The organism is Brevundimonas sp. (assembly GCF_051858995.1).
In the GTDB taxonomy this organism is placed as follows: Bacteria; Pseudomonadota; Alphaproteobacteria; order Caulobacterales; family Caulobacteraceae; genus Brevundimonas.
The window spans coordinates 97,729-124,358 of record NZ_JBHYGN010000003.1 but is presented as its reverse complement, the minus strand read 5'-3'; the positions used below and the strand labels follow the sequence as shown (position 1 = coordinate 124,358).

The window sequence follows — 26,630 nt, the reverse complement described above, 5'->3', positions numbered from 1 at the left end:
AGCAGCCTGCCAGGATGACGCGGACCGACTCACAGCGACTGGTGATGAAGTTCGGGGGCACGTCGATGGGCGACCTCGAGCGTATCCGTCGCGCCGCGCGCATCGTCGCCGCCGAGGCCGCCTCGAACAAGAAGATCGCCGTCGTGGTCTCCGCCATGGCTGGCAAGACCAATGAGCTGGTCGCCTGGACCGACGGCGCGGGCCGTCCGGGCGCCGGCGTCGAGATGTCGGACGACGAATACGATGTCGTCGTCGCCTCGGGCGAACAGGTGACCTCGGGCCTGCTGGCCCTGACCCTGCGCAACATGGGTCTGAACGCCCGCAGCTGGATGGGCTGGCAGATCCCGATCATCACCGACGACGCCCATGGCCGCGCCCGTATCGAGGACGTGCCGGGCGAGGTGCTGGGCGCCGCGCTCGACACCGGACAGATCGCCATCGTCCCCGGCTTCCAGGGCGTGACCAAGGACGGCCGCATCACCACGCTGGGCCGTGGCGGTTCCGACACCTCGGCGGTCGCCGTGGCGGCGGCGCTGGAGTGTCCCTGCGACATCTATACGGACGTTGACGGCGTCTACACGACCGACCCGCGCATCGAATCCCGCGCCCGCCGCCTCGAAAAGGTCTCCTATGAGGAGATGCTGGAGATGGCGTCGCTGGGCGCCAAGGTGCTGCAGACCCGCTCGGTCGAACTGGCCATGGCCAAACAGGTCCCGGTTCGGGTCCTGTCCAGCTTCATTGAACCTGACGCGAACGGCGTCATGCCCGACAAGGGCGGAACCCTGATCTGCGACGAGGAGGAGATCGTGGAAAAGCGCATCGTGTCCGGTGTGACCATGAGCCGTGACGAGGCCCGCATCACCCTGCTGGGTCTGTCCGACCGGGTCGACGCGCCCGCCGACGTCTTCACCCGCCTGGCTGAGGCCAATGTGAACGTGGACATGATCGTCCAGTCGCAGGCCCGCACCGCCGGGACGGTCAACCTGACCTTCACCACCGGTCGCCGCGACGCCCAGCGCGCCGCCGAGCTGATGCAGGCCGCCCAGGCCGAGATCGGTTTCGAGGAACTGCGCGTCGACGAGGACGTGGCCAAGGTTTCGGTCGTCGGGGTCGGCATGCGTAGTCACGCCGGTGTCGCCCAGACCATGTTCAAGGCCCTGGCGGACAAGGGTGTGAAGTTCCAGGCCATCTCCACCTCGGAGATCAAGATCAGTGTTCTGATCGATGCGGCCTATGCTGAACTCGCGGTTCGTGCGCTTCATTCGGCTTACGGGTTGGAAGCGGTCTAGAAATCAAGCTTTGCGGCGCCCATCTGGAGCGCTGACTTTCGGGAGGGGCCATGCCGGTTGGCGGATTGACGACGAGGGGGCCGCGTAACCTCCTTCGCCAGATCCGCGAGGCTATGGCGGGGGCCGCGCCGGCCCAGCAGCGGCTCGACACCGTGGTGCGGATCATCGCCCAGTCGATGGTGGCCGAGGTGTGCTCCATCTATCTGAGGCGGGCGTCCGGCGAACTTGAGCTGTTCGCCACCCAGGGCCTGAAGCCCGACGCCGTGCACAACACCCGCCTGCGTCCCGGCGAGGGCCTTGTCGGCGAGGTCGCCCGCAGCGCCGGTCCGATCAGCCTGTCGGACGCGCCGTCGCATCCCAGCTTCTCCTACCGTCCGGAGACAGGCGAAGATCCCTACCACGCCTTCCTCGGCGCCCCCCTGCTGCGCGGCGGGCGGGCCATCGGGGTGCTGGTCGTCCAGAACCGGTCCGAGCGTCGCTATGACGAGGACGAGGTCGAGGACATCCAGACCATCGCCATGGTTCTGGCCGAGACCGTCGCCTCGGGCGAACTGCTGGGGCAGGACGAACTGCGCGACATCGAGGTCGCCCCGCACCGTCCGGAACGGCTGAAGGGTCAACGGTTCGCTGAAGGTCTGGCTTACGGTCACGTCGTTCTGCACGAGGCCCCGGTCGCGCCGGAAAACCTGCTGGCCGAGAACCAGCAGGTCGAGGAAATCCGCCTGCGCGAGGCCCTGATCGGGCTGAAGGCCAATATCGACGGTATGCTGGAGGGCGGCGCCGGCAAGTTGGGCGGCCAGTCGTTCGAGGTGCTGGAAACCTACCGGATGTTCGCCGACGACCGGGGCTGGAACCGGTCGCTGGAGGAGGCGGTGCGCACGGGCCTGACCGCCGAGGCCGCGGTCGACCGTGTCCGCAACGAACACCGCGCCCGCTTCGCCAAGGCCCGCGACCCCTACATCAAGGAGCGGCTGCACGACTTCGAGGACCTGGCCAACCGCCTGCTGCGTGTCCTCGCCGGTGACAGCCCCGGCATGCGCGACCTACCGGATGACGCCATCCTGGTCGCACGCAACCTCGGTCCGGCGGACCTGCTGGAGTATCCGCGCGAGAAGCTGAAGGGCCTGCTGCTGGAAGAGGGCTCGGCGGCCAGCCACGCGGCCATCGTCGCCCGCGCCCTGCAAATCCCCTGCGTCGGCCGCCTGATGGGCTTGCGCGACCGCCTGTCCGAGGGCGATCTGGTCATCGCCGACGGCGAGACCGGCGAAGCCTATCTCCGTCCCCGCCCCGACATGCTGGCGGCGGTCCAGTCGCGCATGGAGGTCCGTGACCAGCGGCAGGCTGAGTTCGCCAAGCTGCGCGACACGCCCGCCGTTACCGCCGACGGTCAGCGTATCAGCCTGCTGACCAATGCAGGTCTGGCCGTGGATCTGGAGAACCTGGACGCCACCGGCGCCGAGGGCATCGGCCTGTTCCGCACTGAGTTCCAGTTCATGGTCTCGGAGGAGCTGCCGCGTCTGGACAGCCAGACGGCCCTGTATCGCCTCGTGCTGGACACTGCCGGGGACCGTCCGGTCACCTTCCGCACCCTCGACATCGGCGGCGACAAGGTCCTGCCCTATCTGGAGACCGAGCGGGAAGAGAACCCGGCGCTGGGCCGTCGCGCCATCCGTCTGGGCCTCGACCGCCCGGCCATGCTGCGTCTTCAACTGCGCGCGCTTCTGGGCGCCGCGGCGGGGCGCGAGCTGCGTGTGATGTTCCCGATGATCGCTACGGTCGACGAGTTCCGCGCCGCGCGCGAACTGGTCGATATCGAGTGCAACTGGGCGCGCCGCCGGGGGCGTGAGCTGCCCGCTCTGCTGCGCGTCGGGGCGATGATCGAATGCCCCAGCCTGCTGTGGCACCTGGACGCCCTGCTGCCGCTGACCGACTTCGTCTCCATCGGCACCAATGACCTGTTCCAGTACATGTTCGCCGCCGACCGCACGAACCCGCTGGTCTCGGACCGCTACGACCCCCTGTCGCCGCCCGCGCTCAGGGCCCTGTCCGAGATCCAGAAGAAGTGCGCCGACACCGGCACCCCGGTCTCGGTCTGTGGTGAGCTGGCGGGCCGTCCGCTGGAGGCCTTCGCCCTGCTGACGCTCGGCTTCACCCGTCTCTCGGCCCCGGCGGGCGGGGTCGGGCCGGTCAAGCGGATGATCCTGTCCACCGATCTGGCCGCCGCCCGGCGCGGCGCCGCCAGCCTGCTGGGCTCGTCGTCAGCCTCGGTGCGCGGGGAACTGGAGACTCTGGCCCGGAAGTTGAACGTCGCGGTTTGATCTGTGCCGGGCCGGAACGGCCAAGGTGCTTAACAAATCATTGATCGGTCGACTCTTATGAGTTATCCACAAGGCGAATTCGGTGGGTCTGCGGGGGCAGGCTCTGACTGTCATCCCGATATGATACAGGGGCCGGGTTCGAGTACGGCGGGCGTGGATGACGCGTCGCCGAGTGTGGGGTCGAGCGTTATGGCGCGGGATGCGGGCAAGGGCCCGAACGAGTATGGTGCGCAGCCTGACTGGAAGGACATGGTTCCCTCCGTCATGGACGCCCCGACTCTGGGCGAAGGCCTGCGGATTGCGCGGGACCATTCCGGTCGCTCGCTGGCCGAGCTGTCCACCATCACTCGTGTGCCCAGCCGCTATCTGACCGCATTGGAACAGAACGACTTTTCCATTCTGCCCAACCGGGTCTTCTCCATCGGGTATGTGCGCGCCTATGCGGGCGCCCTGGGCCTGGACGAACAGCTGGCGGTCGAACGCTTCAAGCGTGAAAGCCCTGATCCCTCGGTGCCGCTGCAGCCGCCGGTCGGCGTCGCCTTCGAAGAGGTGAAGCGCTATTCGCCTCGTCTGATCGCCGGTCTGGCCGTGCTGGTGTTCGCCGTCGTCGGCTGGAACGTCTTCCAGCGTGTCAGCCTGATGCGCGCGCCCCAGCCCTCGGACATCGCCGAGGTGCCCGAGACCTGGCGTCTCGGCACCGTGCCGGGACAGGAGGCGGTCATCCGACTGTCGGCCCCGCGCCCCGCGCCGCCTGACCAGACCATTCCGGCCCTGTATGTCACCCCGGGTCTGGAGGCCCAGCTGACCGGCGTCGATCCGACCTCGCCCGAGGGCATGGCCGCCGCCGCCCTGCCGGTCGCCAAGGCCTTCAACCCGCGCGGCGCCATCTACGGCGCCTCCGCCAGCGTCTCGAACGTGATCATTCAGGCCCGCAAGGCCTCGGCGCTGGTCGTCCGCATGGCCGACGGCCGGGTCCTGTTCGCCCGTCAGCTGGCGGCCGGGGAAGCCTGGCGCGCGCCTCCGGGCGTGGCCGCGGTCATCGACGCCTCGGACTTCAGCGCCTTCGACGTCTATCTCAACGGCGAGCACGGCGGAGCCCTGACGGCGGAGCATACGCCCCTGTCCCAGCTCAACACCCGCGCCCAGGCCTTGGCCCGTCAGGCCGCCGCCGAGGTCGCGGCCCGCACCGAGGCCGCCGCCCGCGCCGCCCAGGCTCAACTGCAGGCGGTCGCGGCCCAGGCTCCGGCTCCCGCCGCCGCGCCCCCGGCGCCCGCGCCGCTCTCTCCGGCCACGCCGGTCGGCTGAGGCCCGCGACGTTTCGCATCGTCCCTGTCGTGGCCATGCCGCATTCGTGAGCCTATGTTGCGTCCGCAATGAGCGCTGACCACACCCACGTCCGTCCCTGGCGTCATATCGAACGCCGCAAGAGCCGCCAGATCATGGTGGGCAATGTCGCCGTCGGCGGCGACGCCCCGATCAGCGTCCAGTCGATGACCAATACGCCGACCTCGGACGCCAATGCGACCATCGGCCAGATTCGTCAGCTGGAAGAGGCCGGAGCCGACATCGTCCGCGTCTCCTGCCCGGACGAGGAGTCCACGGCGGCCTTCAGGACTATCGCCCGGGAGGCCAAGGTGCCGCTCGTGGCGGACATCCACTTCCACTACAAGCGCGGCATCGAGGCCGCCGAGGCGGGGGCCGCCTGCCTGCGCATCAATCCGGGCAACATCGGCAACGCCGAGCGCGTGCGCGAGGTCATCAAGGCCGCCCGCGACAACGGCTGCTCCATGCGCATCGGCGTCAACGCCGGGTCGCTGGAGCGCGAACTGCTTGAGAAATACGGCGAGCCCTGCCCCGACGCCATGGTCGAGAGCGCGCTTAACCATGCGCGCATCCTGCAGGACAACGACTTCCACGAGTTCAAGATCTCGGTGAAGGCGTCCGACCCTTTCCTGACCGTCGCCGCCTACCAGCAATTGGCCGACGCCATCGACTGTCCCCTGCACCTGGGCGTGACCGAGGCCGGTCCGCTGCGCACCGGCACCATCAAGTCGGCTATCGGCATGGGCTCCATGCTGTGGGCCGGGATCGGCGACACCATCCGCGTCTCGCTGGCCGCCGACCCGGTGGAAGAGATCAAGGTCGGCTTCGACATCCTCAAGTCGCTGGGCCTGCGCCATCGCGGCGTAAACATCATCGCCTGCCCATCCTGCGCGCGTCAGGGCTTCAACGTCATCGAGACGGTCGGCATCCTCGAAGAGAAGCTGGCCCATGTGACCACGCCCATGTCGCTGTCGATCATCGGCTGCGTCGTGAACGGCCCGGGCGAGGCCCTCTACACCGACGTCGGCTTTACCGGCGGCGGCAAGGGCGCGGGCATGATCTATCTCAACGGCAAGATCGCCCACAAACAGGCCAACGACGGCATGATCGACGAGATCGTCGCCCAGGTCGAAGCCAAGGCCGCCGAACTGGACGCCGCCCGCAAGGCCGCCGAACAACCGAGCTTCGAAGCCGCCGAATAGCTCTGTTGGAAGCCCCGCCGCTGCGCTAGTCAGGCGGAGTGTCCTTTGGGGGGAGTTCCATGATCCGTCGCACCGCAGCCGCGTTCGTTCTCGCGCTTTCGCTGGGGAGCGTCGCCGCGCTTCCGGCCTTGGCCCAGCAGGCCCCGGCCGCTGTCGCCCCGGCCTCCGCTGCCACCCATGTGTCCCTCTCCGCACCGGACGGCCGCGCCATCGACGTCAGCGTCTGGCAGGCCGAGAATGAGCAGGCGGTCATCCTGTTCGGCCACGGCTGGGGCAGCGATCCGGCGCGCTATCACCGCATCATCGACCACTGGGTCGCCAACGGTTTCACCGTCATCGCGCCGATGCACACCGATTCCATGCTGCACCCGGACCGCGCTTCGGCCACGCCGCAGACCATTTTCATGACCCGGCTCGTCGATCTGGCGGTGGTGCGCGGCTATGTGAAGGCCAGTCATCCGGGCAAGCCGCTGGTCGCCGCCGGCCACTCGTTCGGCTCGCTCAACGCCCTGATGGAGGCCGGCGCCCTGACCGTCGCCGGGCCGCAGTCCGATCCGGATGTGAAGGTCGTGGTCGCCCTGTCCTCGCCGGGCATGATCCCCAACATCGTCACCCCCACCACCTTCGCCAGCGTCACCACGCCGGTCCTGATGGTCACCGGCGACGCCGATCTGGTGCCGGGCTTCGTCACCAACTCCGCCGACCATCGCGCGCCCTTTGACACCAGTCCGGCGGGCGACAAGATGCTGGTTACCTTCGCGGGCGGCGACCATAGCCTGATCGGCAACGCCGACGCCGCCGACTTCGACCTGATCGCAAAGACCACCACCGACTTCATCCGCGCCCACGCGCTGGATGACGCCGCCGCCCAGGCCCGCCTGAACGCCCTGACCGCGCCCGAGGGCGTCACCATCGAGCGCCGCTGAGATGATGAAGCTCTACATCTCGCCGTCGTCACCCTTCGCCCGCAAATGCCGGATCGTCGCCCGTGAGAAGGGGGTGGCGGTCGAGGAGATCGTGGTCGATCCCTACGCCAACGCGGCCGAGCTCCTGGCCTCCAATCCGGTGGTCCAGGTGCCGTCGCTGATCGCCGAGGACGGCCTGCCGATCAACGACAGCCCGATCATCTGCGAATATCTGGACATGGTCGGCTCAGGCCCGCGCCTGACGCCGGAGAGCGGGCCAGAGCGGCTGCGCGTCCGCCGCATCGAGGCGACCGCCGACGCACTGCTGGAAATGGGCGTCAAGCTGGTGCTGGAGAAGCGTCGTCCCGAAAGCGAGCGTTCGCCCTCGTGGATGGAGCGCTGGACCGCCCATATGCACCGCGCACTCGACGCTCTGCAGGCGGCGGACCTGTCGGCGGAGGACTTCCATATCGGAACCCTGACCGCCGGAACCGCCCTGACCTGGATCAGCTTCCGCCACCCGGACTTCGGATGGGCGACCGGACGTCCGGGCCTCGTCGCCCTTCAGGCGGCGCTGGAGGCGCGGCCGAGTTTCGCGGAAACCCGGCCGGCCTGATCGCTCAGCGGCCCTTGAAGGCCTGCTTGCAGAGTTCCTCGCCGAAGGCGTTGCTCATGTGATGCTCGGCGTTCGAGGCGGCGATCGCGCCCGCCACGCCGCCGACCGTCAGCGAGCGGCGGATGTTGTACTCGCCGACCACCGTTCCCGAGGCGTCGGTCAGCCGCGCCACGCCGCTGATCTGGCTCTGGGCCGGGGCCAGGAAGGCCAGGGCCGCATTGGCGGACTGATAGCCGTTCAGCGTCACCGACAGGGTCAGCGGCAGGTCGCCGTCCGCACACTGGCTCAGGCGCTGCATCACCGAGGTCTGGAACTCCGACACGAAGCCGGGGCTGACGTTGTCCGGCGTGTTCAGCAGCATCACCCGGGTCACGCGACCGCGCGATGCGGCTTCGCTCGAGATGTTCTGGATGGCGTTGGTGCCGTGCGAGCTGACGCAACCGGCGAGCAGGAAAGCGCCGACGAGCGCCGGGACGATGACCTTCATGACTTCCCCCCAAAGGATTCGCGCCGAGCCCCCACGGTCGGCGCAAGTGCAGGATATAGCCCCGCTTTTATCGTCTGTCGCGCGAAGGTTTCACGGTTCGGTGATTGACGGCTGCGACCCGGGAATGCGAGGTAACGGTCAGGCTTGCCCAGTGGCGGGCCGAGCAAGTCTGAGGGGGCTTCATTGATTTCCAACCGCACCGCGCGCTTCGGCGTGCAGGCGGTCGCGCTCGCCGTGACCGCACTGGTCCTGCCTGCCTGCGCCACGGTCACCCGTGGCACCAGCCAGGACTTCAAGGTCGAGAGCACGCCGTCGGGCGCCCGCGTCTCGACGTCCACCGGCTTCGAGTGTGACGCCACGCCGTGCACCTTCCGCATGCCGCGCAAGCCAGGCTTCACCGTCACCATCTCCAAGGATGGCTACGTCACCCAGGAGATCGTTATCGACAGCCGTATCGCCGGCGCCGGCGCTGCCGGCTTGGCGGGCAACATTCTGATCGGCGGCGTGATCGGCGGGGCGGTCGACGCCACCTCCGGCGCCATGAACGATCTCACGCCCAACCCGCTGGTCGTCACCCTGCAAACCCCGGCTGAGGCTGCCGCCTCGGCCGCCGCCAGCCCGACCGCCGCTCCGGCGCCGGGCGCCAACTGAGGAGCCTCCCCATGATCCGCACCACCCTGCGCCGCCTCGGCGCCGTCGCCGCCTGCGGCTCGCTGATGGCCCTGGCCGCCTGCGCCAGCCCGTCGCGTCCCGAGTTCATGACCGTCCCGACCACGGCCGGCCTGACCGCCTCGCGTGGCGACGTCGGCTATCACTCGGTCACCACCGTCAACGTCGCGGGCGGCCATGAAACCAACCCGCTTTGGACCGCCCAGGTCTCGGACGCCGACTTCAAGGCGGCGCTGGAAGCCTCGCTGACCGCCGCCGGCTACATGGGCACCGAAGGCTCGCCGCTGGTCGTCACCGCGACCATGATCGACCTGAAGCAGCCGCTGGCCGGCTTCGACATGTCGGTGACCAGCCAGATCCAGTACCGCGTGACCCGCGGCGATCAGGTGATCTTCGCCGACACCGTCTCGGCCACCGGCACCGCCACCGTCGGTCAGGCCTTTGCCGCCGTTGAACGCCTGCGCCTGGCCAACGAGAAGTCGGTCCAGGAGAACATCAAGGAGTTCCTCAAGCGTTTCCGCGCCAACGCGCGCTGATCGCCTGACCTTCGTGACTGAAGCGGGCGGGGCGGACTTCGGTCCGTCCCGCCTTTTTCGTGCTCAGAGCACCTTGGCCAGCTGCAGGCCCTGGAAGGCCGCCAGCACGATCAGCAGGCCGCCGACCGCATAGGTCATCGGACGACGCGGCACGCGCTTGGCGATCAGCCCGGCGAAGGGCGCGGCGGCCAGGCCGCCGACCACCAGCCCGCCGATGGCGGCGGCGTGGTTCTGCAGGGCGCCCGCTTCTTCCCAGTGTCCGGTGACCAGCGACCAGACGAAGGTGGCGCTGATCGCCACGGTGACGAAGAACTCGGCCGTGTTCACCGTGCCGATGGCCTTGCGCGGCTCCTGTCCGGCGCCGACCATGGTCGAGGACACCGTCGGACCCCAGCCGCCGCCGCCGATGGCGTCCAGGAACCCGCCGACGGCGCCCAGCGGGGCCACGATCCAGGCGGGGCGGATCGGCTTGGGCTCCACATCATGGCTGGCCCGCCACAGGATCCACAGACCCATCAGCGCCAGATAGCCGACGACGAACGGCTTGATCAAATTGCTGTCCAGCCCGGCCAGCACATAGGCGCCAAGACAGCCGCCGATCACCCCGGCGATGGCCAGCGGGATCAGCAGTCGCCACTCCACATTCTTGTGCCAGGTATGGCTGCCCGCCGAGGCCGCGGTGGTGAAGACCTCCGCCCCGTGCACGCTGGCCGAGGCCGTGGCGGGCGGCACGCCGAAGGCCAGCAGCACCGAGGACGAGATCACGCCATAGGCCATGCCCAGCGAACCATCGACGGCCTGGGCCAGAAAGCCCACGGCTAGAAACAGGAGGAAGGTTTCCATACATGCCCCGTCTGTCGCACCAACAGGCGCCGATCATCGCCCAATGAGCCCCGACGGCAAAGGTTGCGCCGTTCACGGATGGCTGATGGGTTCGTGACCGCGCATCGACAGGGCAGGGTGGGGCAGGCTAAAGGCTGCGGCCCGCCCATCATCGGATATCCCCCTTGCGACTGCCCCAGGCTCGGCTCGATCAGGTGCTCGACCGTTTCCACGAAGTGGAGGCGCGCATGGGCGCGGCCAGCGACGGCGCCGAGATCGTGCGCCTATCGAAGGAACATGCCGAGCTCAAGCCGGTCGCCGACGCCGTGCAGGGTCTGGCCAGGGCCCGCGCCGAGATGGTCGATCTGGAAGTCATGGCCGAGGACCCGGAGATGGCCGACATGGCCGCCGAGGAGCTTCAGGCCCTGAAGGAGCGCCTGCCGGATCTGGAGCGGGACGTCGCCCTGCTGCTGGCGCCGCGCGACGCCGACGAGAACGCCTCGGCCGTGCTGGAAGTCCGTGCGGGCACCGGCGGCGACGAGGCGGCCCTCTTCGCCGGCGACCTGTTCCGCATGTATTCGCGCTACGCCTCCACGCGCGGCTGGCGGGTCGAGGTCGACAGCGCCACCGAAGGCGAGATGGGCGGCTACAAGGAAGTCATCGCCACTGTCACCGGCGAGGGCGTGTTCGGCCGCCTGAAGTTCGAAAGCGGCGTCCACCGCGTCCAGCGGGTGCCCGCCACCGAGACGCAGGGGCGCATTCACACCTCCGCCGCCACCGTCGCGGTCCTGCCCGAGGTCGAGGACGTCGAGATCGAGATCCGCGATCAGGACATCCGCATCGACACCTATCGCTCGTCGGGCGCCGGCGGTCAGCACGTCAACAAGACCGACTCCGCCGTCCGCATCACCCACCTGCCCACCGGCATCGTGGTGACTTCGTCGGAGAAGTCGCAGCACGTGAACCGCGACAAGGCGATGAAGAACCTGCGCGTCCGCCTGTACGACATGCAGCGGCAGGAGAAGGACAAGGCCCGCTCTGACGCCCGCAAGTCGCAGGTCGGCTCGGGCGACCGGTCGGAGCGCATCCGCACCTACAACTTCCCCCAAGGGCGGGTGACCGACCACCGCATCGGCCTGACCCTGCACAGCCTGCCGCAGATCCTCGAGGGCGAGCTCGATCCGATGCTCAACGCCCTGATCGCCGAGGATCAGGCCGCGCGTCTGGCCGATCTCGAGGCCGAGTTCGGCGGCTAGGGCTTCCGCGCGGCGGCGTTCTCCAGCGCCAGCTTCACGATGGTCTGAAGGTCGTCCCGGCTCACGTCCAGGGGTTCGCCGAAAGCGGTGAGGGCGGCGTCGATGTCGGCCTCAACCACCTGTGGTCCGGCGGGGATGGCGACCGCTGCCGCCCGATGCGGCCAGGCGTGGCCGGACAGGAAGCGGTGGAACAGGAAGCCCATCGCGGCCAGCAGCGCCGCATTCAGCCCGATGGGCACGAAGGCCAGCATCAGGCCCGCGCCGTGAATGGTCGTTCCGCCCAGCACGCCGATCAGGGCGGTCGAACCGCCCGGCGGGTGCAGGCAACGCAACAGCGACATCAGGGCGATGGCCGCGGCCACCGCCACGCCGCTGGCCAGCATCGGATCGGGGATCAACCGGCTGATCGTGATGCCGGTCAGCGCCGACACCATATGGCCGCCGACCACGGACCACGGCTGGGCCAGCGGACTGGCGGGCACGGCGAAGATCAGCACCGCCGATGCCCCCATCGACGCCGTCATCATCAGCGGCAGCGCCGTCTCCCCGCCCAGCAGTGCGCGCGAGATCAGGGCGGTCAGGCCGATCCCCAGCAGGGCGCCGAGGCAGGCGACAGCCCGGTCACGGAGGGTCGCGCCGGCCAGGATGGGTCGAAAGATTTTCATGGGCCTGTTCGCCGCGAATGGGCGGGCAGCCAGAGCATATCGCGGGCTGGACGGCTAGCCGTCCCGGTTGCGGATCCGTCGCTTCAGCAGCCGGTCTGACAGGGACTCGGCGTGTTTCAGGGTGAAGGCCAGGGCCGCAGGGTTGCCGCGCCGGGGCCCGACGGTGTCGGCCACCACGGCCCCGCGATCCCCGATGGCGCGCGCATCGCCGGTGGTGGTGTCGATCGCCGTCTGGTGCTCGATCTCGGCGTTCAGCTCGGCGCCCATGATGATGATCTGCACGGTCAGCCAGGTCCACAGCAGGAACCCCATCATCGCCGCCAGCGGGCCGTAGGAGGCCGTGCGCACGAAGGTGGCCAGATACCAGCTGAAGCCCAGCGACAGGCCCAGGCTCAGCAGGGCGGCGAAGATCGCGCCGGGCGTCAGCCAGCGCCAGCGCGCCCTCTGGCGGCAGGGCCCGACCCGATAGATCACCGTCAGGGCCGCCATGTAGATCAGCAACAGCAGGGGCCACCGGAACGGCGTCAGATAGGCCCACTCATCGGTCAGGCCCAGCACGTCCAGCACCACCGGCACGCCCACCACCATGCCCGCGCCGACCAGCACGGCCAGCAGGCCGGACACGGTGAAGGCCATGCAGATCAGGTTGTAGCGGACGATATTGCGCCGCTCGACCTCGTGGTAGGCGATGTTAAGGCCGTAGAAGAGCACCTTGATCGCCCCGTTGGCGGTCCACAGCGACAGCGCCAGCGTCCACCCCAGGGTGAAGGTCAGCTGGGTGTTGGTGTTCTCGGCCAGCCGCTGCATCTCGGCGCCCAGGAACTCGGCCACGCCCGCGGGCAGGACGGAATACAGGAACTGCAGCCGGTCCCAGGCGTCGTTCGGATCGGCGAACAGGCCATAGATGGTCACGAAGGCCGCCAGCGTCGGGAACAGCGACAGGACCACGAAGAAGGTCACCCCGCCTGCGACGAAGCCGACCCGGTCCCCGAAATAGGCCGCGCCCACCCGCCAGAAGATGTCGGTCCAGCCCTTGTGCGGAATATGTTCGGGCCGTCGCGCCATCCGCCCGCGTCCGGGCTCCTTGGCCTCGAAATCCTCGGGGGTCGGCGGGGCGGGGGGCAGGGGCTCCGGCCTCTGCGGACGCAGTTCGACCCCGAACTTGTGCCCGCGCGTATAGAGCAGGTGCGCCGCCCCGGCCCCGGCGGCCAGACCGCCCACGATGGCCCCGGCCACGCCCCACAGGCCGAACCCGGCCCTCTTTCCCGACTGTCGCTGCATGGGCGCGACAACGGCCAAGCTGGCCCTCTCGTTCCCCGGAAGCGGGCGCAAAGCTTGAAATCCTCGGCCAGCCGCGCCAATCCCCTGCGCATGACCGAAGCCGCCCCCGCCCGCACCCTGCTGACCGCCTGGAAGGCCGCCCAGGCCGAACTCAAGGCCGCGAAGATCGACAGCCCCTCCATCGACGCCCGTCTGTTGCTGGAAGTCGCCGCCGACTGTTCGCGCACCGACATCCTGACCGACCCCTACCGGGTCGTGACCGAGGAACAGCAGGCCACCATGGACGGCTATGTCGCCCGCCGCCTGAAGCGCGAGCCCGTGTCGCGCATCCTCGGCAAGAAGGGCTTCTGGAAGATCATGCTGAACGTGACGCCCGACGTGCTCAGCCCGCGCGCCGACACCGAGGCCCTGCTGGACGTGGTCATGCTGGCCTATGCGCCGCATGAGGCCTTCACCATGATCGATCTGGGCACCGGTTCGGGCGCCATCCTGCTGGCGACGCTGGCCGAGCGTCCGGCGGCCAAGGGCGTCGGCACCGACGTCTCGACCGAGGCCCTGGCCGTGGCGCGTGAGAACGCCGCCAACCTCGACCTCGGCGGCCGCTGCGACTTCATCCGCACCGAATGGGCCGCCGGCTTCGCCGAGCACAGCTTCGATCTGGTGGTGTCGAACCCGCCCTACATCCCGTCTGGCGACATCCCCGGCCTGGACCCGGAGGTCCGTGAGCACGATCCGCATCTGGCGCTGGACGGCGGTCCGGACGGTCTGGTCGCCTATCGCGAACTCGCCCCCGAGATCATGCGCATCCTCAAGCCCGGCGGCACCTTCGCGGTCGAGATCGGCTGGGACCAGGGCCCGCAGGTCAAGGCCCTGTTCGAGGAAGCGGGCTTCACCGACGTCATCGTGGTCAAGGACCTGTCCGACCGCGACCGCGTCGTCACCAACGGCCCCAACCCGCGCACCAATCCCATTCCGAAGATGTAGGACCGACGGTCGGGTCAGTCGTAGAACAGGAAGACGACCACGTTCAGGTCGGGGATCACGATCAACTGACGATCGTCGCTCCCGGCCGTGAAGGATCCGGGCCGCATCAGCGCTTCGACGATCCGGTCCTGCATCGGCGACCGCAGGCAGGTCAGGCCGGGATGCGGGCCGTCGCCGAGGTTCGTCCGGGCTTCGGTCTCCCGCCAGCGCGTCCAGACGACCGGGCGACGGGCGTTGGCGGCGTAGCCCCGCCCGATCATTCTGTCCTCGAAGGCGGACAGGCCGTCGCGGTGCAGGCGAGCGCTGTCCTGTGGCCGCATCGAGAAGATCGCGCCGCCGCAGCCCGTGTACCAGCCTTCCGAGCGATGAGATGTCAGCCTCAGGATCGGAACCTGTTCGGGCACGTATTTCCGGTAGTGCTGGTCGGCCCAGACCCCTAGGCCCAGCCAGATGAGCGCCGCGGGCGCGACCACGCCCAACGTCAGGCCGAGGATCAGAGATCGAAACGTCTTGGGACGGGGCGAGGCCATGGCCTCCAGTCTCACCGGCCCGGGTTGGCGAACTGTTGAGACGAAAACAAAAGCCCTTGGAAACGCCACGATCCCGCGCTAAGTCTGCGTCGTCTCCCACCCAAAACGCACGCCTCGAACCGCTCTGGTTCCTGTCTCGCGCGCGCTCTGGGCAGTGACGGTCGGGCCAGTCGTCCGGCGGACCACGGGGCGACACGGCTTTCCGAACACATCGCCAGCGGGGAATAGGCCTCGCCCGAGACGGAACACCCCGGATGGATACCGAGCCAGAGGCCCGGCCCGTCCTCCCCATCAAGGCACGGTAGCGTCCGATGAGAGATTTCAAGGGCATGAAGCGTCAACGCGGACGCAACAGGAAGCCCGGCGGCGGCGGCAACAACGCCAACGCCACCAACCCCAACCGTTCGTGGGACTCGCAAGGCCCCGAGAACATCAAGGTCCGGGGCAACGCCCAGACCGTCTATGAGCGCTACATGCAGCTGGCCCGCGACGCGGCCGCCGGCGGCGACCGCGTTCTGGCCGAGAACTACACCCAGCACGCCGAGCACTATTTCCGCGTCCTGCGCGCCCTGCAGCCCCAGCGCTCGGTCTCCGAGATCGCCCAGCGCGAGCTGGCCGGCCAGGGCTTCGACATCGACTTCGAGGACGAGTCGGGCGCCCAGGCCGCCGCCATCATGGCCGCCCAGCAGGCCGAGGCCGACCGCGTCGCCCAGCAGGAAGCCCGCCAGCGCGAGCAGGAAGAGCGCCAGCAGGACCGCAACAACAACAACGACCAGCCCCGCCGCGAATGGCGCGACCGCGACGACCGCGAGCCGCGTGAACCCCGCGAGCCGCGCGAGCCTCGTGAACCCCGCGCCGAGGGCGCCGAGGGCGAACCCCGCGAAGGCGGCCGCCGCGAAAGCCGTCGCGAACGCTGGGAGCGTCGTCGTGACGAACGCAACCGCCGCTTCGACAATGAAGGCGGTGAAGCTGCCGCCGAGACCTCGGGCGAGGCCCGCGAAGAGGCTCCGGCCGTCGAGGCTGAACCTGTCGCCGCCGTCGAGGCCGCGCCGGAACGCGCCGAGCGCGCCCCGCGTCGTCCGCGCCGCGAGGAAGCTTCGGACGAGGCTCCGGCCGCCCTGCCGGGCTTCCTGACCCGTTCGGCGGCCCCCGCTCCGGCCGCGCCCGCCGCTGAAGCCGAGGAGGCTCCAGCCCCCAAGCGTCCGCGCGCGCCGCGCAAGCCGAAGGTCGAGGCCCCCGCCGACGAAGGCTGAGGCCCGCCTCCCCGGTCAGGGGAAAGCCTTGTTCAAAGGTCCCTTTCGGACGCCCCGCGACGCGAGGGCGGTTGACGGCGGACGTCTGAACCGGTCCAAAGACCCGAGCCACGCCCTCAGCCTGAGTTCGGGAGCGACCATGCTTCGTCAATTCCGGCTGCCGACCCTGATGGTCGGCGCCGTTCTGGCCCTATCCGCCTGCGCCACGCCGCCGGCCCCTCCCCCGCCGCCTCCGCCCGGCGGACCGGGCGCGGCCCTGCGTGACTGGCGCAGCATCGTCACCGCCGCCGACCGCGACCGCTACACCCGCCGCGACGCCGCCTGGTCCCTGGCCCTACAGCAGGCCCGCCGCCAGCGTGGCTCGGGCGACCTCAACAGCCTCGGCGACCTGATCGATCCGGACGCCGACCGTCCCTCCGTCATCCCGTCCCCCGGCGACTACCGCTGCCGCACCGTCAAACTGGGCTCCCAGGGCGGCGAGGACGGGCTGGGGTATGTCATCTACGGCTGGTTCGCCTGCCGCCTCGAACAGACCCCCAACGGGCTGAAATTCGTCAAGCTGACAGGCTCCCAGCGTCCCTCTGGCCTGCTCTTCCCCGAGGATGACCGTCACATGGTCCTGCTCGGCTCCATGGCGCTGGCGTCCGAGCCTCCGGCCAACTCCTACGGCCGCCGCCCGGATCGCGATCTGGTCGCCACGCTGGAGCGGATCGGCGAGCGCCGCTGGCGGCTGGTGATCCCTTGGCCGCAGAACGAGTCCAACCTCGATCTGATCGAACTCGTGCCGGTCGGCTAGCAACCCCTCGTCCCGCCAGCCGTTGTGCAAGCTCAGCCATATGGAGCCTGCCCCGATGCGGACCCTGATCGTCGTCGCTTCCGTCGCCGCCCTGCTCGCCGCCTGCGGAGAGAACGCCTCTTCTCCGCCCGAGCCCGCCGCCGCGCCCGCGACCGATCCGGCCCCGATCGGCGAACCCGCCTCCGCTCCTGAAGCCCCCGCCGCCCCCGCACAGGGCGAGCAGGGCGGCGTCTCCGACTGGCGTCAGATCGTCTCGGCGGAGGATGCGGGCAATCTGGGCCGTCTGGATCAGGCCTGGCGTCTCGGCCGCGCCGAGGCCGAGGACAAGGGCTTCGCGTCAGAGGTCGAGGCTCTCGGACCGCTGGTCGACCCCATGGCCGGTCAGGCGGGTCGCCTGCAGCCCGCGCCCGGAACCTACCGCTGTCGCACCATCAAGCTGGGCTCCAAGGCGGGCAACACCCTGGCCTATGTCGCCTATCCCTTCTTCCGTTGTTCGGTCGAACTGATCCCCGGGGGCGATCTGGTCCTGACCAAGACGACGGGCTCCCAGCGCACGCGCGGACTTCTCTATCCGGACACGGACAATCGTCTGATCTTCGTCGGCGCCCAGGCCTGGGGCGACGATGAAACCGGCTTCCCGACCTATGGCCAGCAGGTCCAGCGCGATCAGGTCGGCGTCTTCGAGCGCATCGGCCCCGACCGCTGGCGTCTGGTCGTGCCGTGGCCGCGTCTGGAATCGAAGCTGGAAATCCTCGAACTCGTGCAGTGAGTTCAGCCCTTCGGCGTGCAGGGGATGGGCTGGCGGTACAGGTTCGCCTCCGGCTCCAGCCGCCGGGCTTCGGCCAGTTGGCGATCCGCGGCGGCGCACTGGCCCATTCCGGCCAGGGCCGCGGCGATGGAGTGGCGGATCGGGGCCGCCTCGGGGGCCAGGGCCACCGCCCGTTCGCAATAGGGCAGGCCCTCGGCGGCGCGTCCGGCTTCGACGAGGGTGTAGCAGTGATTGTTCTGCAGCATCGGATGGTCGGGTTGCAGGTCCACGGCCCGCTTGCTGTCGGCCACCGCCCCGGCATGCTCGCCCAGTTCCGACAGGACATTGGCGCGCCGCGTCAGGGCGCTCCAGTCATTGGCAGGAAGGGCCATGAACATCTCCCGCGCCCGGCTGAAGTCGGCATTCTCGATCTTCATGATGGGCAGGATCGAGGCCAGCACCACGAAGCGGACCGGGTCGTCTATCGGTCGTGGGCCGAGCGTGTTGAGACCTTGGGGCGGGCGTCCGTCCAGATAGCCCCAGGCGATGGCGGCGTCGGTGCGCGCCTCATCCATCCGCCCCGCATAGCGGTAGGTGTCGGCCCGGAAGGCGTGCAGGATCACGTCAGAGGCGACCTGACGCCCCTCTCCGGCCTTGTCGTAGAAGTTCAGCGCCGCACCCCGGTCGCCGTTCATATAGGCTTGGGTGCCGAGGTTGATCATGGCCAGCACATAGGCGGGCGATCCCTCCGGCGCGGCGGCCGCGCAGGCCTCCCAACTGACGAAGGTCGCGCCGATGCAGGCGGGCGGCGGCGGCCCCTCCCGCGTCTGCGGTTCGGCGGTCAGGAGGGCGAGCAGCAGGGAGATCATCGGGTCACGCCTTGGTCAGCCTGAGGTCCTGATAGTCGTAGCTGAAGTCCGCATCCGGGCTGACGGCCTTCATCGTCGCCGAGACGGCCACGCCGTTCTCGACCTTGAAGGTGACGAAGACATCCTCCTCACGCTTGTCCGGGAAACGGGTGCGGAAAGTGTCGCCGTCATAGGGCTCCAGCGGCCCCTTCAGAGCGTTGGTCCGGGTGAAGTCCAGGTGCAGGGCCGTGCGACGGTTGCGGCCGCGTCCGGTGGTGCGTTCCTCGATGCGGATCTCGCCGTACCAAGGATCGCGCCAGGCGCCGGCATAGGCCGGGATCGGCAGGGACGGGGCCGCGCCGGCCGCCTGTCTGGCGTCGATCTCGGCGGCGGCGGCGATGGATTTCGCATTACCTTCCGTGGTCTGACGAACCGCATCCGCGATCCAGTCAAAGCCCGCCTTGCCCATCAGGATGTCGGCGATGCCGCTGCGCAGGGCGCGGGTCAGCTGGCTTTCCTCCGCGTTGGTGAAATAGCTGAAGCCGGTGTTCCGGCCCGGCAGCAGGACGGTGCCGGACAGATAGCCCGGCGCGCCGCCGCCGTGGGTGATGAAGCGCTCGCCGCGATAGTCCATCACCTGCCAGCCGGTGGCGTAGGTGGCCGCGATGGCCCGGCCCGGCGCGTCCGGCGTCGGTCCGCCCGAGCTGGAGACGATGATGTTCGGCCGCCACATCTCATTGGCGCGGGCCTCGGACCACAGGCGGGTCCCGTTGGGCAGGGCGCCCTTGTTCAGCTGCACCGCGATCCATTTGGCCCAGTCGACCGGATTGGTGACGAAGCCGCCCGCGGCGCCCGCCGCCGACCAGTCCCAGACCTCCTTGATCGACTGGCCGATGTTCTGCATCGGGCCCTGATAGCGCAGCGGCGGTCCGATCCGGCCGTTCGGCAGGGCCGACTTCGCCGGGTCGGCGTGGGTCATCAGCGGCAGGGTCTCGGTCATGCCCAGCGGGGTCAGGATGCGGGTCTGGACGAACTGCTCCCACGGCATGCCAGAAGCGGCGGCCACGACCTCGCCCGCCGCCACGAACATCAGGTTGCAGTAGTGGTAGGAGGTGCGGAAGCTGTCCTCGATCGGAACATGCGGAATGGCCGCCATGATTTCGGCCCGGGTCCGGTCGCCGTTCGGCCAGAACAGCAGGTCCCCGGCGCCCAGGCCGAAGCCGATGCGGTGGCTGACCAGATCGCGCACGGTCACCAGATCATTCAGCTCCGGCTTCGACAGGCGGAAGTTCGGCAGATAGGTCCGCACCGGCTCGTCCCACTTCACCTTGCCCTCGTCGATCAGGATCGACAGGGCGGCGCAGGTCACCGCCTTGGTGTTGGACGCGATGGCGAACAGGGTGTGCTCGTCCACCGCCGACCCGCCCACGGAGCGAATGCCGTAGCCGCGCGTCAGGATTGGCTGGCCGTCCTTGACCACGGCGACCGAGACGGCGGGCTGATCCGGAAAGGCGGCCATGGCCCGCTTCACGAAGGCGTCCACCTGCTCGGCCAGAGAGGCGCTGTCGTTGGCCGCGGTCTGCGCCCAGCTGGTGGTAGGCAGGGCGGCGGCGCCGGCCGCGGACGAAACCAGCGCCGCGCGGCGCGTGAGGCGGATGGACATGCAGACACTCCCGACAGACTTCGGACGGGACGCTAGCGCGCCGTTTCCGGGTCGTCATCCCCGCCTGTGATCGCCATGCAGACGGCGGGGCGAAAAAGTGACGCGTTCTGTAAAAACCGTAATGAAATGAAAAAGATGTAACTGAGCCATGGCCCAGCTCGCTGATACCTTTGCGGGTAACGGGGCCGATCAGCGTCCCGATCTCAGGACTTCGGGGCCATGATCAGAACCACCCTCATCTCGCTGCTGGCGCTCGCCATTCCGGCCGGCGCCGCCGTCGCCCAGACCCGTCCGGCTCCCGCGCCGGCGCAGACCCCGGCTCCCGCCCCGCAGGAGGCCCAGGAAGAGGCTCCGGCCCAGCTCGGCGAGACCGTGGTGCAGGCCCGCTCGAACGACATCCGCACCTCGGTCGACTCGATCAGCTACAGCGTCGCCGAGGACCTGCAGAGCGCCACCGGCACCCTGGCCGACACCCTGCGCGGCATCCCCTCGGTCGAGGTCGATCCGGACGGCAACGTCTCCCTGCGTGGCGACGCCAATGTCACCATTCTCGTCGACGGCCGCCCATCGGGCCTGTTTCAGGGCGAGAACCGGGGCCAGGTCATCCTGCAGATCCCGGCCGACCAGTACGCCCGCGTCGAGGTCATGACCAATCCGTCGGCGGCCTACCGTCCGGACGGCGGCGGCGGCGTGATCAACCTGATCTCCAAGCCCAACCGCCCGCGCGCCCAGCCGACCCGCACCGGCTCCGTCCGCGCCAACATCGGCAATGACGGCCGCTACAATTTCGGCATCAGCGGCGTCGCCACCCAGGACAGGCTGACCCTGACGGCCGACGCCAACGTCCGCCACGACACCTTCATTCAGTCGACCGATCGTGTCCGCACCCGCCTCGACCCGGGCTCGAACCAGTTCCTGGAATCGCGCAACACCCAGAACGGCGACGGCGCCAACGACAACGTCTTCGTCCGCTTCTCGGCCGACTATCGCCCGACCGAACAGCTCCAGTTCTACGGCGACCTTTACCACGTCGACGTCGCCGCTGACGGCCTGATGGTGGACCAGTTCGAGGCCGACAACGCCTCGGGCGGCATCGCCTCGGCCTATCGTCGCGCCTCCGATGGCGGCTTCGAAGGCCAGTTCTCGGGCGCCACCGCCCGCGTCGTCCGCCGCTTCACCGGTCAGGGTCACGAATGGTCCAACGAGATCCGCTACAACCGCGGTCGCGGCAACTACGGCCACGACACCCTGGTCGACGGCCTGATCCCGGTGGCGCCGAACCAGTACGAGCGCATCGACAACGCCAACAACACCGACACCTGGACCTTCGCCAGCGCCTACGTCCGGCCGTTCGCCGACGGCTCGCGCCTGCGCGCCGGTTATGAGCTGGAGTTCCAGCAGCTGGAGCTCGACAACTCCGTCGCACGCGGCGCCGCCCCCGGCGGCCTGACGCAGGACCCGCTGGTCTCCAACCTGTTCAAGGTCGATCAGGTCGTCCACGCCGTCTACGCCACCTACGAACGCCCGTTCACCGAGAAGCTCAGCGCCCAGTTCGGCCTGCGCCTCGAACAGGCCGACCTCGAGCTCGATCAGGTCACCACGGGCATCAAGGCGACCAACGACTATTTCCGCGCCTATCCGACCCTGCACGTCACCTATCAGCTGACCGACGACCAGACCCTGCGCGGCAGCTACAGCCGCCGGGTCCAGCGTCCGCAGCCGGGCGATCTGAACCCCTTCCTCAGCTATCAGGACCCGCTCAACTACCGCTCGGGCAATCCCGGTCTGGAGCCGCAGGAAACCGACTCCTGGGAGGTCAGCTGGCAGCGCCGGGTGAACCAGTCCTTCTACGGCGCGACCCTCTACTATCGGGATACCCAGAAGGCCTTCACCCCGGTGATCACCGACATCGGCAACGGCGTCCTTCTGACCCGCACCGAGAACCTCGGCGCCCGCACCGCCACCGGCGTCGAGCTGGTCGCTAATGGCCGCCTGCACTCGACCCTGCGCTACAACGCCAGCATCAACCTGTTCCGTCAGGAGATCGACGCCTCCAATCTGGTCGGCGGCGTCAGCAGCGAGGGCGAGGTGGTCGCGGGCCGTCTCAGCCTCAACTGGCAGCCGACTGCGGACGACTTCGTCCAGCTGTCCGGCGTCTGGACCGGCGAGCAACTGCTGGCCCAGGGCACGCGCGACGCGACCCAGCTGATCAACCTCGGCTACCGCCGCAAGCTGACCGACACCCTGGCGCTGCAGGTCACCGTCCGTGACCTGCTGGACGAAGCCAAGGACGTCACCCAGTACGACACCGCCACCTTCACCGACCGCACCGAGCGCGTGTTCGGCGGCCGAGTCGGCTTCATCGGCCTGACCTGGAGCTTCGGCGGTCCTTCGCGTCAGCAGGACCCGCAGTTCGACTTCTCGGCCCCCTCGGCCGGAAACTGACCGCGCTTCGCCACGCAAGGGGCCGATCCCCCTTGCGTGGCGTTTGGGCCACACCCAACTGAAGGTCTACCGTACGGCGCGCTGCTTGCATGAGGGCGCGTCGGCGGAATCCGCCTTCTGAGGGGAATCCCAGTTGAATACCGAACTCTATTCCGACCGCGCCAAACAGGCCGTCCAGTCCGCCCAGTCGCTGGCGCTCGCCCGCCGCCACCAGCAGTTCGCCCCCGAACACCTGCTCAAGGTCCTGCTGGAAGAGCGTGACGGCCTCGCCCGCAATCTGATCACCGCCGCCGGGGGTGACGCCCGCCGCGCCGAAGCCGACGTCGAGACCGCGCTCAGCAAGCGCGCCCAAGTCTCCGGCGGCTCTGGCCAGCTCTATCTGGACGGCGACACCGCCCGCGTCTTCGCCGCCGCCGAGGCCGCCGCCAAGAAGGCCGGCGACGCCTTCGTCACCACCGAACGCCTGCTCAGCGCCCTCGCCCGCGAAGGCGGGGTGGCCAAAACCGTCCTCAGCGCCGCGGGGGTTAAGGCCGATGCCCTGGACGCCGCCATCACCGAGGTCCGCAAGGGCAAGACCGCCGACAGCGCCGCCGCCGAAGACGGCTATGACGCCCTCAAGCGCTACGCCCGCGACCTGACCCTGGCCGCCGCCGACGGCAAGATCGACCCGGTCATCGGCCGCGACGAAGAGATCCGCCGCACCATCCAGGTCCTTGCCCGCCGCACCAAGAATAACCCCGTCCTCATCGGCGAACCCGGCGTCGGCAAGACCGCCATCGTCGAGGGTCTGGCCCTGCGCATCGTCAACGGCGACGTGCCCGAAAGCCTGCGCGACAAGACCGTCATGGCCCTGGACATGGGCTCCCTGATCGCCGGCGCGAAATACCGCGGCGAGTTCGAGGAGCGGCTGAAGGCCGTTCTGAATGAGGTCGCGGCCGCCGAGGGCGGCATCGTCCTGTTCATCGACGAGATGCACACCCTGGTCGGCGCCGGAAAGGGCGACGGCGCCATGGACGCCTCCAACCTGCTCAAGCCCGCCCTGGCGCGCGGCGAGCTGCACTGCGTCGGCGCCACCACGCTGGATGAATACCGCAAGCACGTCGAGAAGGACGCGGCCCTGGCTCGTCGCTTCCAGCCGGTCTTTGTCTCCGAGCCGACCGTCGAGGACACGGTGTCGATCCTCCGTGGACTGAAGGAGAAGTATGAGGTCCACCACGGAGTCCGCATCAGCGACAGCGCCATCGTCGCCGCCGCCACCCTGTCGAACCGCTACATCACCGACCGCTTCCTGCCGGACAAGGCTATCGACCTCGTGGACGAAGCCGCCAGCCGCGTCCGCATGGCCGTCGACAGCAAGCCCGAGGCGCTGGACGAGATCGACCGTCGTCTGGTCCAGCTGAAGATCGAGCGCGAGGCCCTGAAGAAGGAGACCGACAGCGCCTCCCAGCACCGCCTCGAGAAGCTCGAGGACGAGATCGCCGATCTGGAGGGCCAGTCCGATGACCTGACCGGTCGCTGGAAGGCCGAGAAGGAAAAGGTGGGGCAGGGGGCGCAACTGCGCGAAACCCTCGACCGCCTGCGCGCCGAACTGGCCGCCGCCCAGCGCGCCGGCGACCTGGGCCGCGCGTCCGAGATCGCCTACGGCCAGATCCCCCAGATCGAGAAACAGCTCGCCGAGGCCGAGGCCAATGAGGCCGACAAGTCCGGCCCCCTGACCCCCGAGGTCGTCGACGCCGAACAGATCGCCGCCGTCGTCTCCCGCTGGACCGGAGTCCCGGTCGACAAGATGCTGGAGGGCGAGCGCGAGAAGCTGCTCAAGATGGAAGACGCCCTGCGTGGCCGCGTCGTCGGTCAGGAGGATGCGCTGGTCGCTGTCTCCGACGCCGTGCGCCGTGCCCGCGCCGGCCTGAACGACCCCAACCGCCCGCTCGGCTCCTTCCTCTTCCTGGGGCCGACCGGCGTCGGCAAGACCGAGCTGACCAAGGCGCTGGCCGACTTCCTGTTCGATGACGAGGCCGCCATCACCCGCCTCGACATGTCGGAATACATGGAGAAGCACTCCGTCAGCCGCCTGATCGGCGCCCCTCCGGGTTACGTCGGCTATGACGAGGGCGGCGCCCTGACCGAGGCCGTGCGCCGTCGGCCCTATCAGGTGGTCCTGTTCGACGAGGTCGAGAAGGCCCACCCCGACGTCTTCAACGTGCTGCTGCAGGTGCTGGACGACGGCCGCCTGACCGATGGTCAGGGCCGCACCATCGACTTCCGCAACACCCTGATCATCATGACCAGCAACCTGGGTTCCGAGGCCCTTGCCGGTCAGGCCGAAGGCGACGACGTCGAGTCCGTCCGCCCCTACGTCATGGAGGCCGTCCGCGCCCACTTCCGCCCGGAGTTCCTGAACCGCATCGACGAAATCATCCTCTTCCGCCGCCTCGGCCGCGAACAGATGGGCGGCATCGTCCGCATCCAGCTGCAACGGTTCGAGAAGCTTCTGGCCGACCGGAGACTGACTCTCGCCCTGGACGACACCGCCGCCGCCTGGCTGGCCGACAAGGGGTATGACCCGGTCTATGGGGCGCGCCCGCTGAAGCGCGTGATCCAGAAGGAACTGGTCGACCCGATCGCGCGGAAGCTGCTGGCGGGGGAGATCGACGACGGGAGTGTGATCGCGGTGTCAGCGGGCGCGGAAGGGCTCCAGATCGGAAAAGTCCAGGTCCACTAGGACCTGGACAGCTTGCCATACCGGGCCGCGCAAGCGGACCCCGGGATCGGGAGGGGCTGGTGAATTAGGGTGTTGGTTGTGGCAGATCGAGTCTGACTGAGTTGACGACCATCTATGCGTGTGCGTTTTTGCGGTCGGACAGAGGAGCGATAAATGGCTGAAGCCGCGAAAATCACGTCTGAGCTGGATGCTGCGCGGCAGTCTGTAGCGACTGATGACTATCCGATGTCGATAGGTGAGATCATCAATCTCTACAAAAGCCAAGAGCTTATAATCAGTCCTCAATTTCAGAGGCTTTTTCGGTGGTCTGAAAAACAGAAATCTGACTTGATCGAATCGCTGCTCATCGGAATTCCCGTCCCGCCGATATTCGTTTTCGAACGAACAGATGGCGTTTGGGAGTTGATTGATGGTCTTCAGCGTGTTTCGACCATTTTGGAATTCTTCGGTGAACTCAAGAATTCTGAGGGGGAGGATGTACCGCCCTCTAAGCTCATAGGTACGACATACCTTCCCGACCTTGATGACGTGTCTTACGACGAGTCCAATGCCAAATTGGCGAAGGCGAAGAACTTCCTTCCGAAAGCGCTGCAAACCCAGTTGAAGCGGGCAAAGCTGGGAGTTCAGATTTTGAAAGCATCCAGCACTGAACAGTCGAAATACGACGTGTTTCAAAGGCTAAATGGAAGTGGTTCCATTCTTACAGCGCAAGAGCTCAGAACCTGCCTAATGGTTATGCACAGTCCTGAGCGTCATAAGTTGATGGATAAGTCTGCAAACAATAATGCATTCTTGGAGCTTATCTCATTGTCGGAGGAGGCGCTCGGCAGGCAAGAGCAGCTGGATTAATACTGTCGGGCAGTCGCGCACGCCGAGTATGACTATGATACAAAGCTAGATATAGATGAGTACGTGACCGACTCCATGGCTAGGTTTTTGGATGAGGACGACGGTGAATTCACAGAGGTGATGTCAAATATCGACAAGACGGCGACGCTTCTGCATTCGATCGATAAGGATGTTCTGCGGCGCTGGGACGGCGAACGATGGAGAGGCCGCGTGGGCAAGGTGGCCTTCGAAACCATCTTTGTTGGTGTCGCCCGAAACCTTCCGGAGATTGAACAGCAAGCCGATCCCAAAGCTTGGGTTCTCGAGCGGGTTCAAAGAATTTGGTCGGAAGGCAAGCTGGATGGAATGACGAGCGGCGGAACGCGGGGAACGGATCGAATCAGAAAAACGGTACCGTTCGGCGATAAGTGGTTTGAAGCTTGA

General features: G+C 68.1%; 24 protein-coding genes. 17 read left to right on the top strand and 7 right to left on the bottom strand.

Going from position 1 to position 26,630, the window contains the following annotated elements; genetic code table 11:
* The first annotated feature begins 14 nt into the window (after window positions 1-14).
* The 6 genes from ACTIEF_RS04025 to ACTIEF_RS04000 all read left to right on the top strand — a co-directional run bounded on the left by ACTIEF_RS04025 (window position 15) and on the right by ACTIEF_RS04000 (window position 7,653).
* Window positions 15-1,289 (top strand): aspartate kinase, encoded by a 1,275-nt coding sequence (locus ACTIEF_RS04025; RefSeq protein ID WP_439470908.1) that lies wholly within the window; start codon window positions 15-17, stop codon window positions 1,287-1,289.
* Window positions 1,290-1,402: 113 nt separating this feature from the next.
* A complete protein-coding gene (gene ptsP / locus ACTIEF_RS04020) occupies window positions 1,403-3,607 on the top strand; it encodes a phosphoenolpyruvate--protein phosphotransferase (protein ID WP_439470907.1) in 2,205 nt (734 codons plus the stop codon).
* Window positions 3,608-3,871: 264 nt separating this feature from the next.
* Window positions 3,872-4,912, top strand: a complete 1,041-nt coding sequence (locus ACTIEF_RS04015; protein WP_439470906.1) for a helix-turn-helix domain-containing protein — start codon at window positions 3,872-3,874, stop codon at window positions 4,910-4,912.
* 68 nt (window positions 4,913-4,980) lie between these two features.
* Window positions 4,981-6,132, top strand: a complete 1,152-nt coding sequence (gene ispG / locus ACTIEF_RS04010; protein WP_439470905.1) for a flavodoxin-dependent (E)-4-hydroxy-3-methylbut-2-enyl-diphosphate synthase — start codon at window positions 4,981-4,983, stop codon at window positions 6,130-6,132.
* Window positions 6,133-6,191: 59 nt separating this feature from the next.
* The gene (locus tag ACTIEF_RS04005) at window positions 6,192-7,058 is read left to right on the top strand and encodes an alpha/beta hydrolase family protein (protein ID WP_439470904.1); all 867 of its coding nucleotides are present in this window, start codon (window positions 6,192-6,194) and stop codon (window positions 7,056-7,058) included.
* A 4-nt stretch (window positions 7,059-7,062) separates the two neighbouring features.
* The gene (locus ACTIEF_RS04000; RefSeq protein WP_439470903.1) at window positions 7,063-7,653 is read left to right on the top strand and encodes a glutathione S-transferase N-terminal domain-containing protein; all 591 of its coding nucleotides are present in this window, start codon (window positions 7,063-7,065) and stop codon (window positions 7,651-7,653) included.
* Window positions 7,654-7,657: 4 nt separating this feature from the next.
* Here ACTIEF_RS04000 and ACTIEF_RS03995 read toward each other — a convergent pair whose 3' ends face one another.
* Window positions 7,658-8,140: a hypothetical protein gene (locus tag ACTIEF_RS03995; RefSeq protein ID WP_439470902.1), complete on the bottom strand. Its 483-nt coding sequence runs from the start codon at window positions 8,138-8,140 to the stop codon at window positions 7,658-7,660.
* A gap of 183 nt (window positions 8,141-8,323) precedes the next feature.
* Between ACTIEF_RS03995 and ACTIEF_RS03990 the strand changes: the two genes are divergently transcribed.
* Entirely contained in the window at window positions 8,324-8,791 is a 468-nt protein-coding gene (locus ACTIEF_RS03990) for a translation initiation factor 2 (protein WP_439470901.1), read from the top strand.
* An 11-nt stretch (window positions 8,792-8,802) separates the two neighbouring features.
* The gene (locus ACTIEF_RS03985) at window positions 8,803-9,345 is read left to right on the top strand and encodes a hypothetical protein (protein ID WP_439470900.1); all 543 of its coding nucleotides are present in this window, start codon (window positions 8,803-8,805) and stop codon (window positions 9,343-9,345) included.
* 63 nt (window positions 9,346-9,408) lie between these two features.
* On the opposite strand, the gene ACTIEF_RS03980 is transcribed toward ACTIEF_RS03985, so the two are convergent.
* Window positions 9,409-10,188, bottom strand: a complete 780-nt coding sequence (locus ACTIEF_RS03980; RefSeq protein ID WP_439470899.1) for a sulfite exporter TauE/SafE family protein — start codon at window positions 10,186-10,188, stop codon at window positions 9,409-9,411.
* 164 nt (window positions 10,189-10,352) lie between these two features.
* Between ACTIEF_RS03980 and prfA the strand changes: the two genes are divergently transcribed.
* Entirely contained in the window at window positions 10,353-11,423 is a 1,071-nt protein-coding gene (gene prfA / locus ACTIEF_RS03975; protein ID WP_439470898.1) for a peptide chain release factor 1, read from the top strand.
* Here prfA and ACTIEF_RS03970 read toward each other — a convergent pair.
* The gene (locus tag ACTIEF_RS03970) at window positions 11,420-12,088 is read right to left on the bottom strand and encodes an HPP family protein (RefSeq protein WP_439470897.1); all 669 of its coding nucleotides are present in this window, start codon (window positions 12,086-12,088) and stop codon (window positions 11,420-11,422) included. The two genes, prfA and ACTIEF_RS03970, sit on opposite strands and share 4 nt — an antisense overlap.
* Before the next feature lie 54 nt (window positions 12,089-12,142).
* The gene (locus ACTIEF_RS03965) at window positions 12,143-13,387 is read right to left on the bottom strand and encodes a YihY/virulence factor BrkB family protein (RefSeq protein ID WP_439470896.1); all 1,245 of its coding nucleotides are present in this window, start codon (window positions 13,385-13,387) and stop codon (window positions 12,143-12,145) included.
* 72 nt (window positions 13,388-13,459) lie between these two features.
* On the opposite strand from ACTIEF_RS03965, the gene prmC reads away from it, so the two are divergent.
* Window positions 13,460-14,353 carry a peptide chain release factor N(5)-glutamine methyltransferase gene (gene prmC / locus ACTIEF_RS03960; RefSeq protein WP_439470933.1) on the top strand — a complete coding sequence of 298 codons (894 nt, stop codon included), beginning with the start codon at window positions 13,460-13,462 and terminating at the stop codon, window positions 14,351-14,353.
* 14 nt (window positions 14,354-14,367) lie between these two features.
* Here the strand turns inward: prmC and ACTIEF_RS03955 are convergent, their stop codons facing one another.
* Window positions 14,368-14,883: a hypothetical protein gene (locus tag ACTIEF_RS03955; RefSeq protein WP_439470895.1), complete on the bottom strand. Its 516-nt coding sequence runs from the start codon at window positions 14,881-14,883 to the stop codon at window positions 14,368-14,370.
* A gap of 329 nt (window positions 14,884-15,212) precedes the next feature.
* On the opposite strand from ACTIEF_RS03955, the gene ACTIEF_RS03950 reads away from it, so the two are divergent.
* The 3 genes from ACTIEF_RS03950 (at window position 15,213) to ACTIEF_RS03940 (ending at window position 17,701) form a co-directional block, all read left to right on the top strand.
* Entirely contained in the window at window positions 15,213-16,136 is a 924-nt protein-coding gene (locus ACTIEF_RS03950) for a DUF4167 domain-containing protein (protein WP_439470894.1), read from the top strand.
* 139 nt (window positions 16,137-16,275) lie between these two features.
* Window positions 16,276-16,932 carry a DUF4893 domain-containing protein gene (locus ACTIEF_RS03945; RefSeq protein ID WP_439470893.1) on the top strand — a complete coding sequence of 219 codons (657 nt, stop codon included), beginning with the start codon at window positions 16,276-16,278 and terminating at the stop codon, window positions 16,930-16,932.
* Window positions 16,933-16,987: 55 nt separating this feature from the next.
* On the top strand, window positions 16,988-17,701 hold the full coding sequence (locus tag ACTIEF_RS03940; protein WP_439470892.1) for a DUF4893 domain-containing protein: 714 nt from the start codon (window positions 16,988-16,990) through the stop codon (window positions 17,699-17,701).
* Window positions 17,702-17,703: 2 nt separating this feature from the next.
* On the opposite strand, the gene ACTIEF_RS03935 is transcribed toward ACTIEF_RS03940, so the two are convergent.
* Together ACTIEF_RS03935 and ACTIEF_RS03930 are read right to left on the bottom strand one after the other, a co-directional pair.
* Window positions 17,704-18,549: a tetratricopeptide repeat protein gene (locus ACTIEF_RS03935; protein ID WP_439470891.1), complete on the bottom strand. Its 846-nt coding sequence runs from the start codon at window positions 18,547-18,549 to the stop codon at window positions 17,704-17,706.
* A 4-nt stretch (window positions 18,550-18,553) separates the two neighbouring features.
* Window positions 18,554-20,191, bottom strand: coding sequence for a serine hydrolase (locus tag ACTIEF_RS03930; protein WP_439470890.1), 1,638 nt, complete (start codon window positions 20,189-20,191; stop codon window positions 18,554-18,556).
* 219 nt (window positions 20,192-20,410) lie between these two features.
* Between ACTIEF_RS03930 and ACTIEF_RS03925 the strand changes: the two genes are divergently transcribed.
* The 4 genes from ACTIEF_RS03925 (at window position 20,411) to ACTIEF_RS03910 (ending at window position 26,630) form a co-directional block, all read left to right on the top strand.
* Window positions 20,411-22,636: a TonB-dependent receptor domain-containing protein gene (locus tag ACTIEF_RS03925; RefSeq protein WP_439470889.1), complete on the top strand. Its 2,226-nt coding sequence runs from the start codon at window positions 20,411-20,413 to the stop codon at window positions 22,634-22,636.
* Between the two features lie 133 nt (window positions 22,637-22,769).
* Window positions 22,770-25,358: an ATP-dependent chaperone ClpB gene (clpB, locus tag ACTIEF_RS03920; protein WP_439470888.1), complete on the top strand. Its 2,589-nt coding sequence runs from the start codon at window positions 22,770-22,772 to the stop codon at window positions 25,356-25,358.
* A 153-nt stretch (window positions 25,359-25,511) separates the two neighbouring features.
* Window positions 25,512-26,207, top strand: coding sequence for a DUF262 domain-containing protein (locus ACTIEF_RS03915; protein WP_439470887.1), 696 nt, complete (start codon window positions 25,512-25,514; stop codon window positions 26,205-26,207).
* Between the two features lie 63 nt (window positions 26,208-26,270).
* Window positions 26,271-26,630: a hypothetical protein gene (locus tag ACTIEF_RS03910; RefSeq protein WP_439470886.1), complete on the top strand. Its 360-nt coding sequence runs from the start codon at window positions 26,271-26,273 to the stop codon at window positions 26,628-26,630.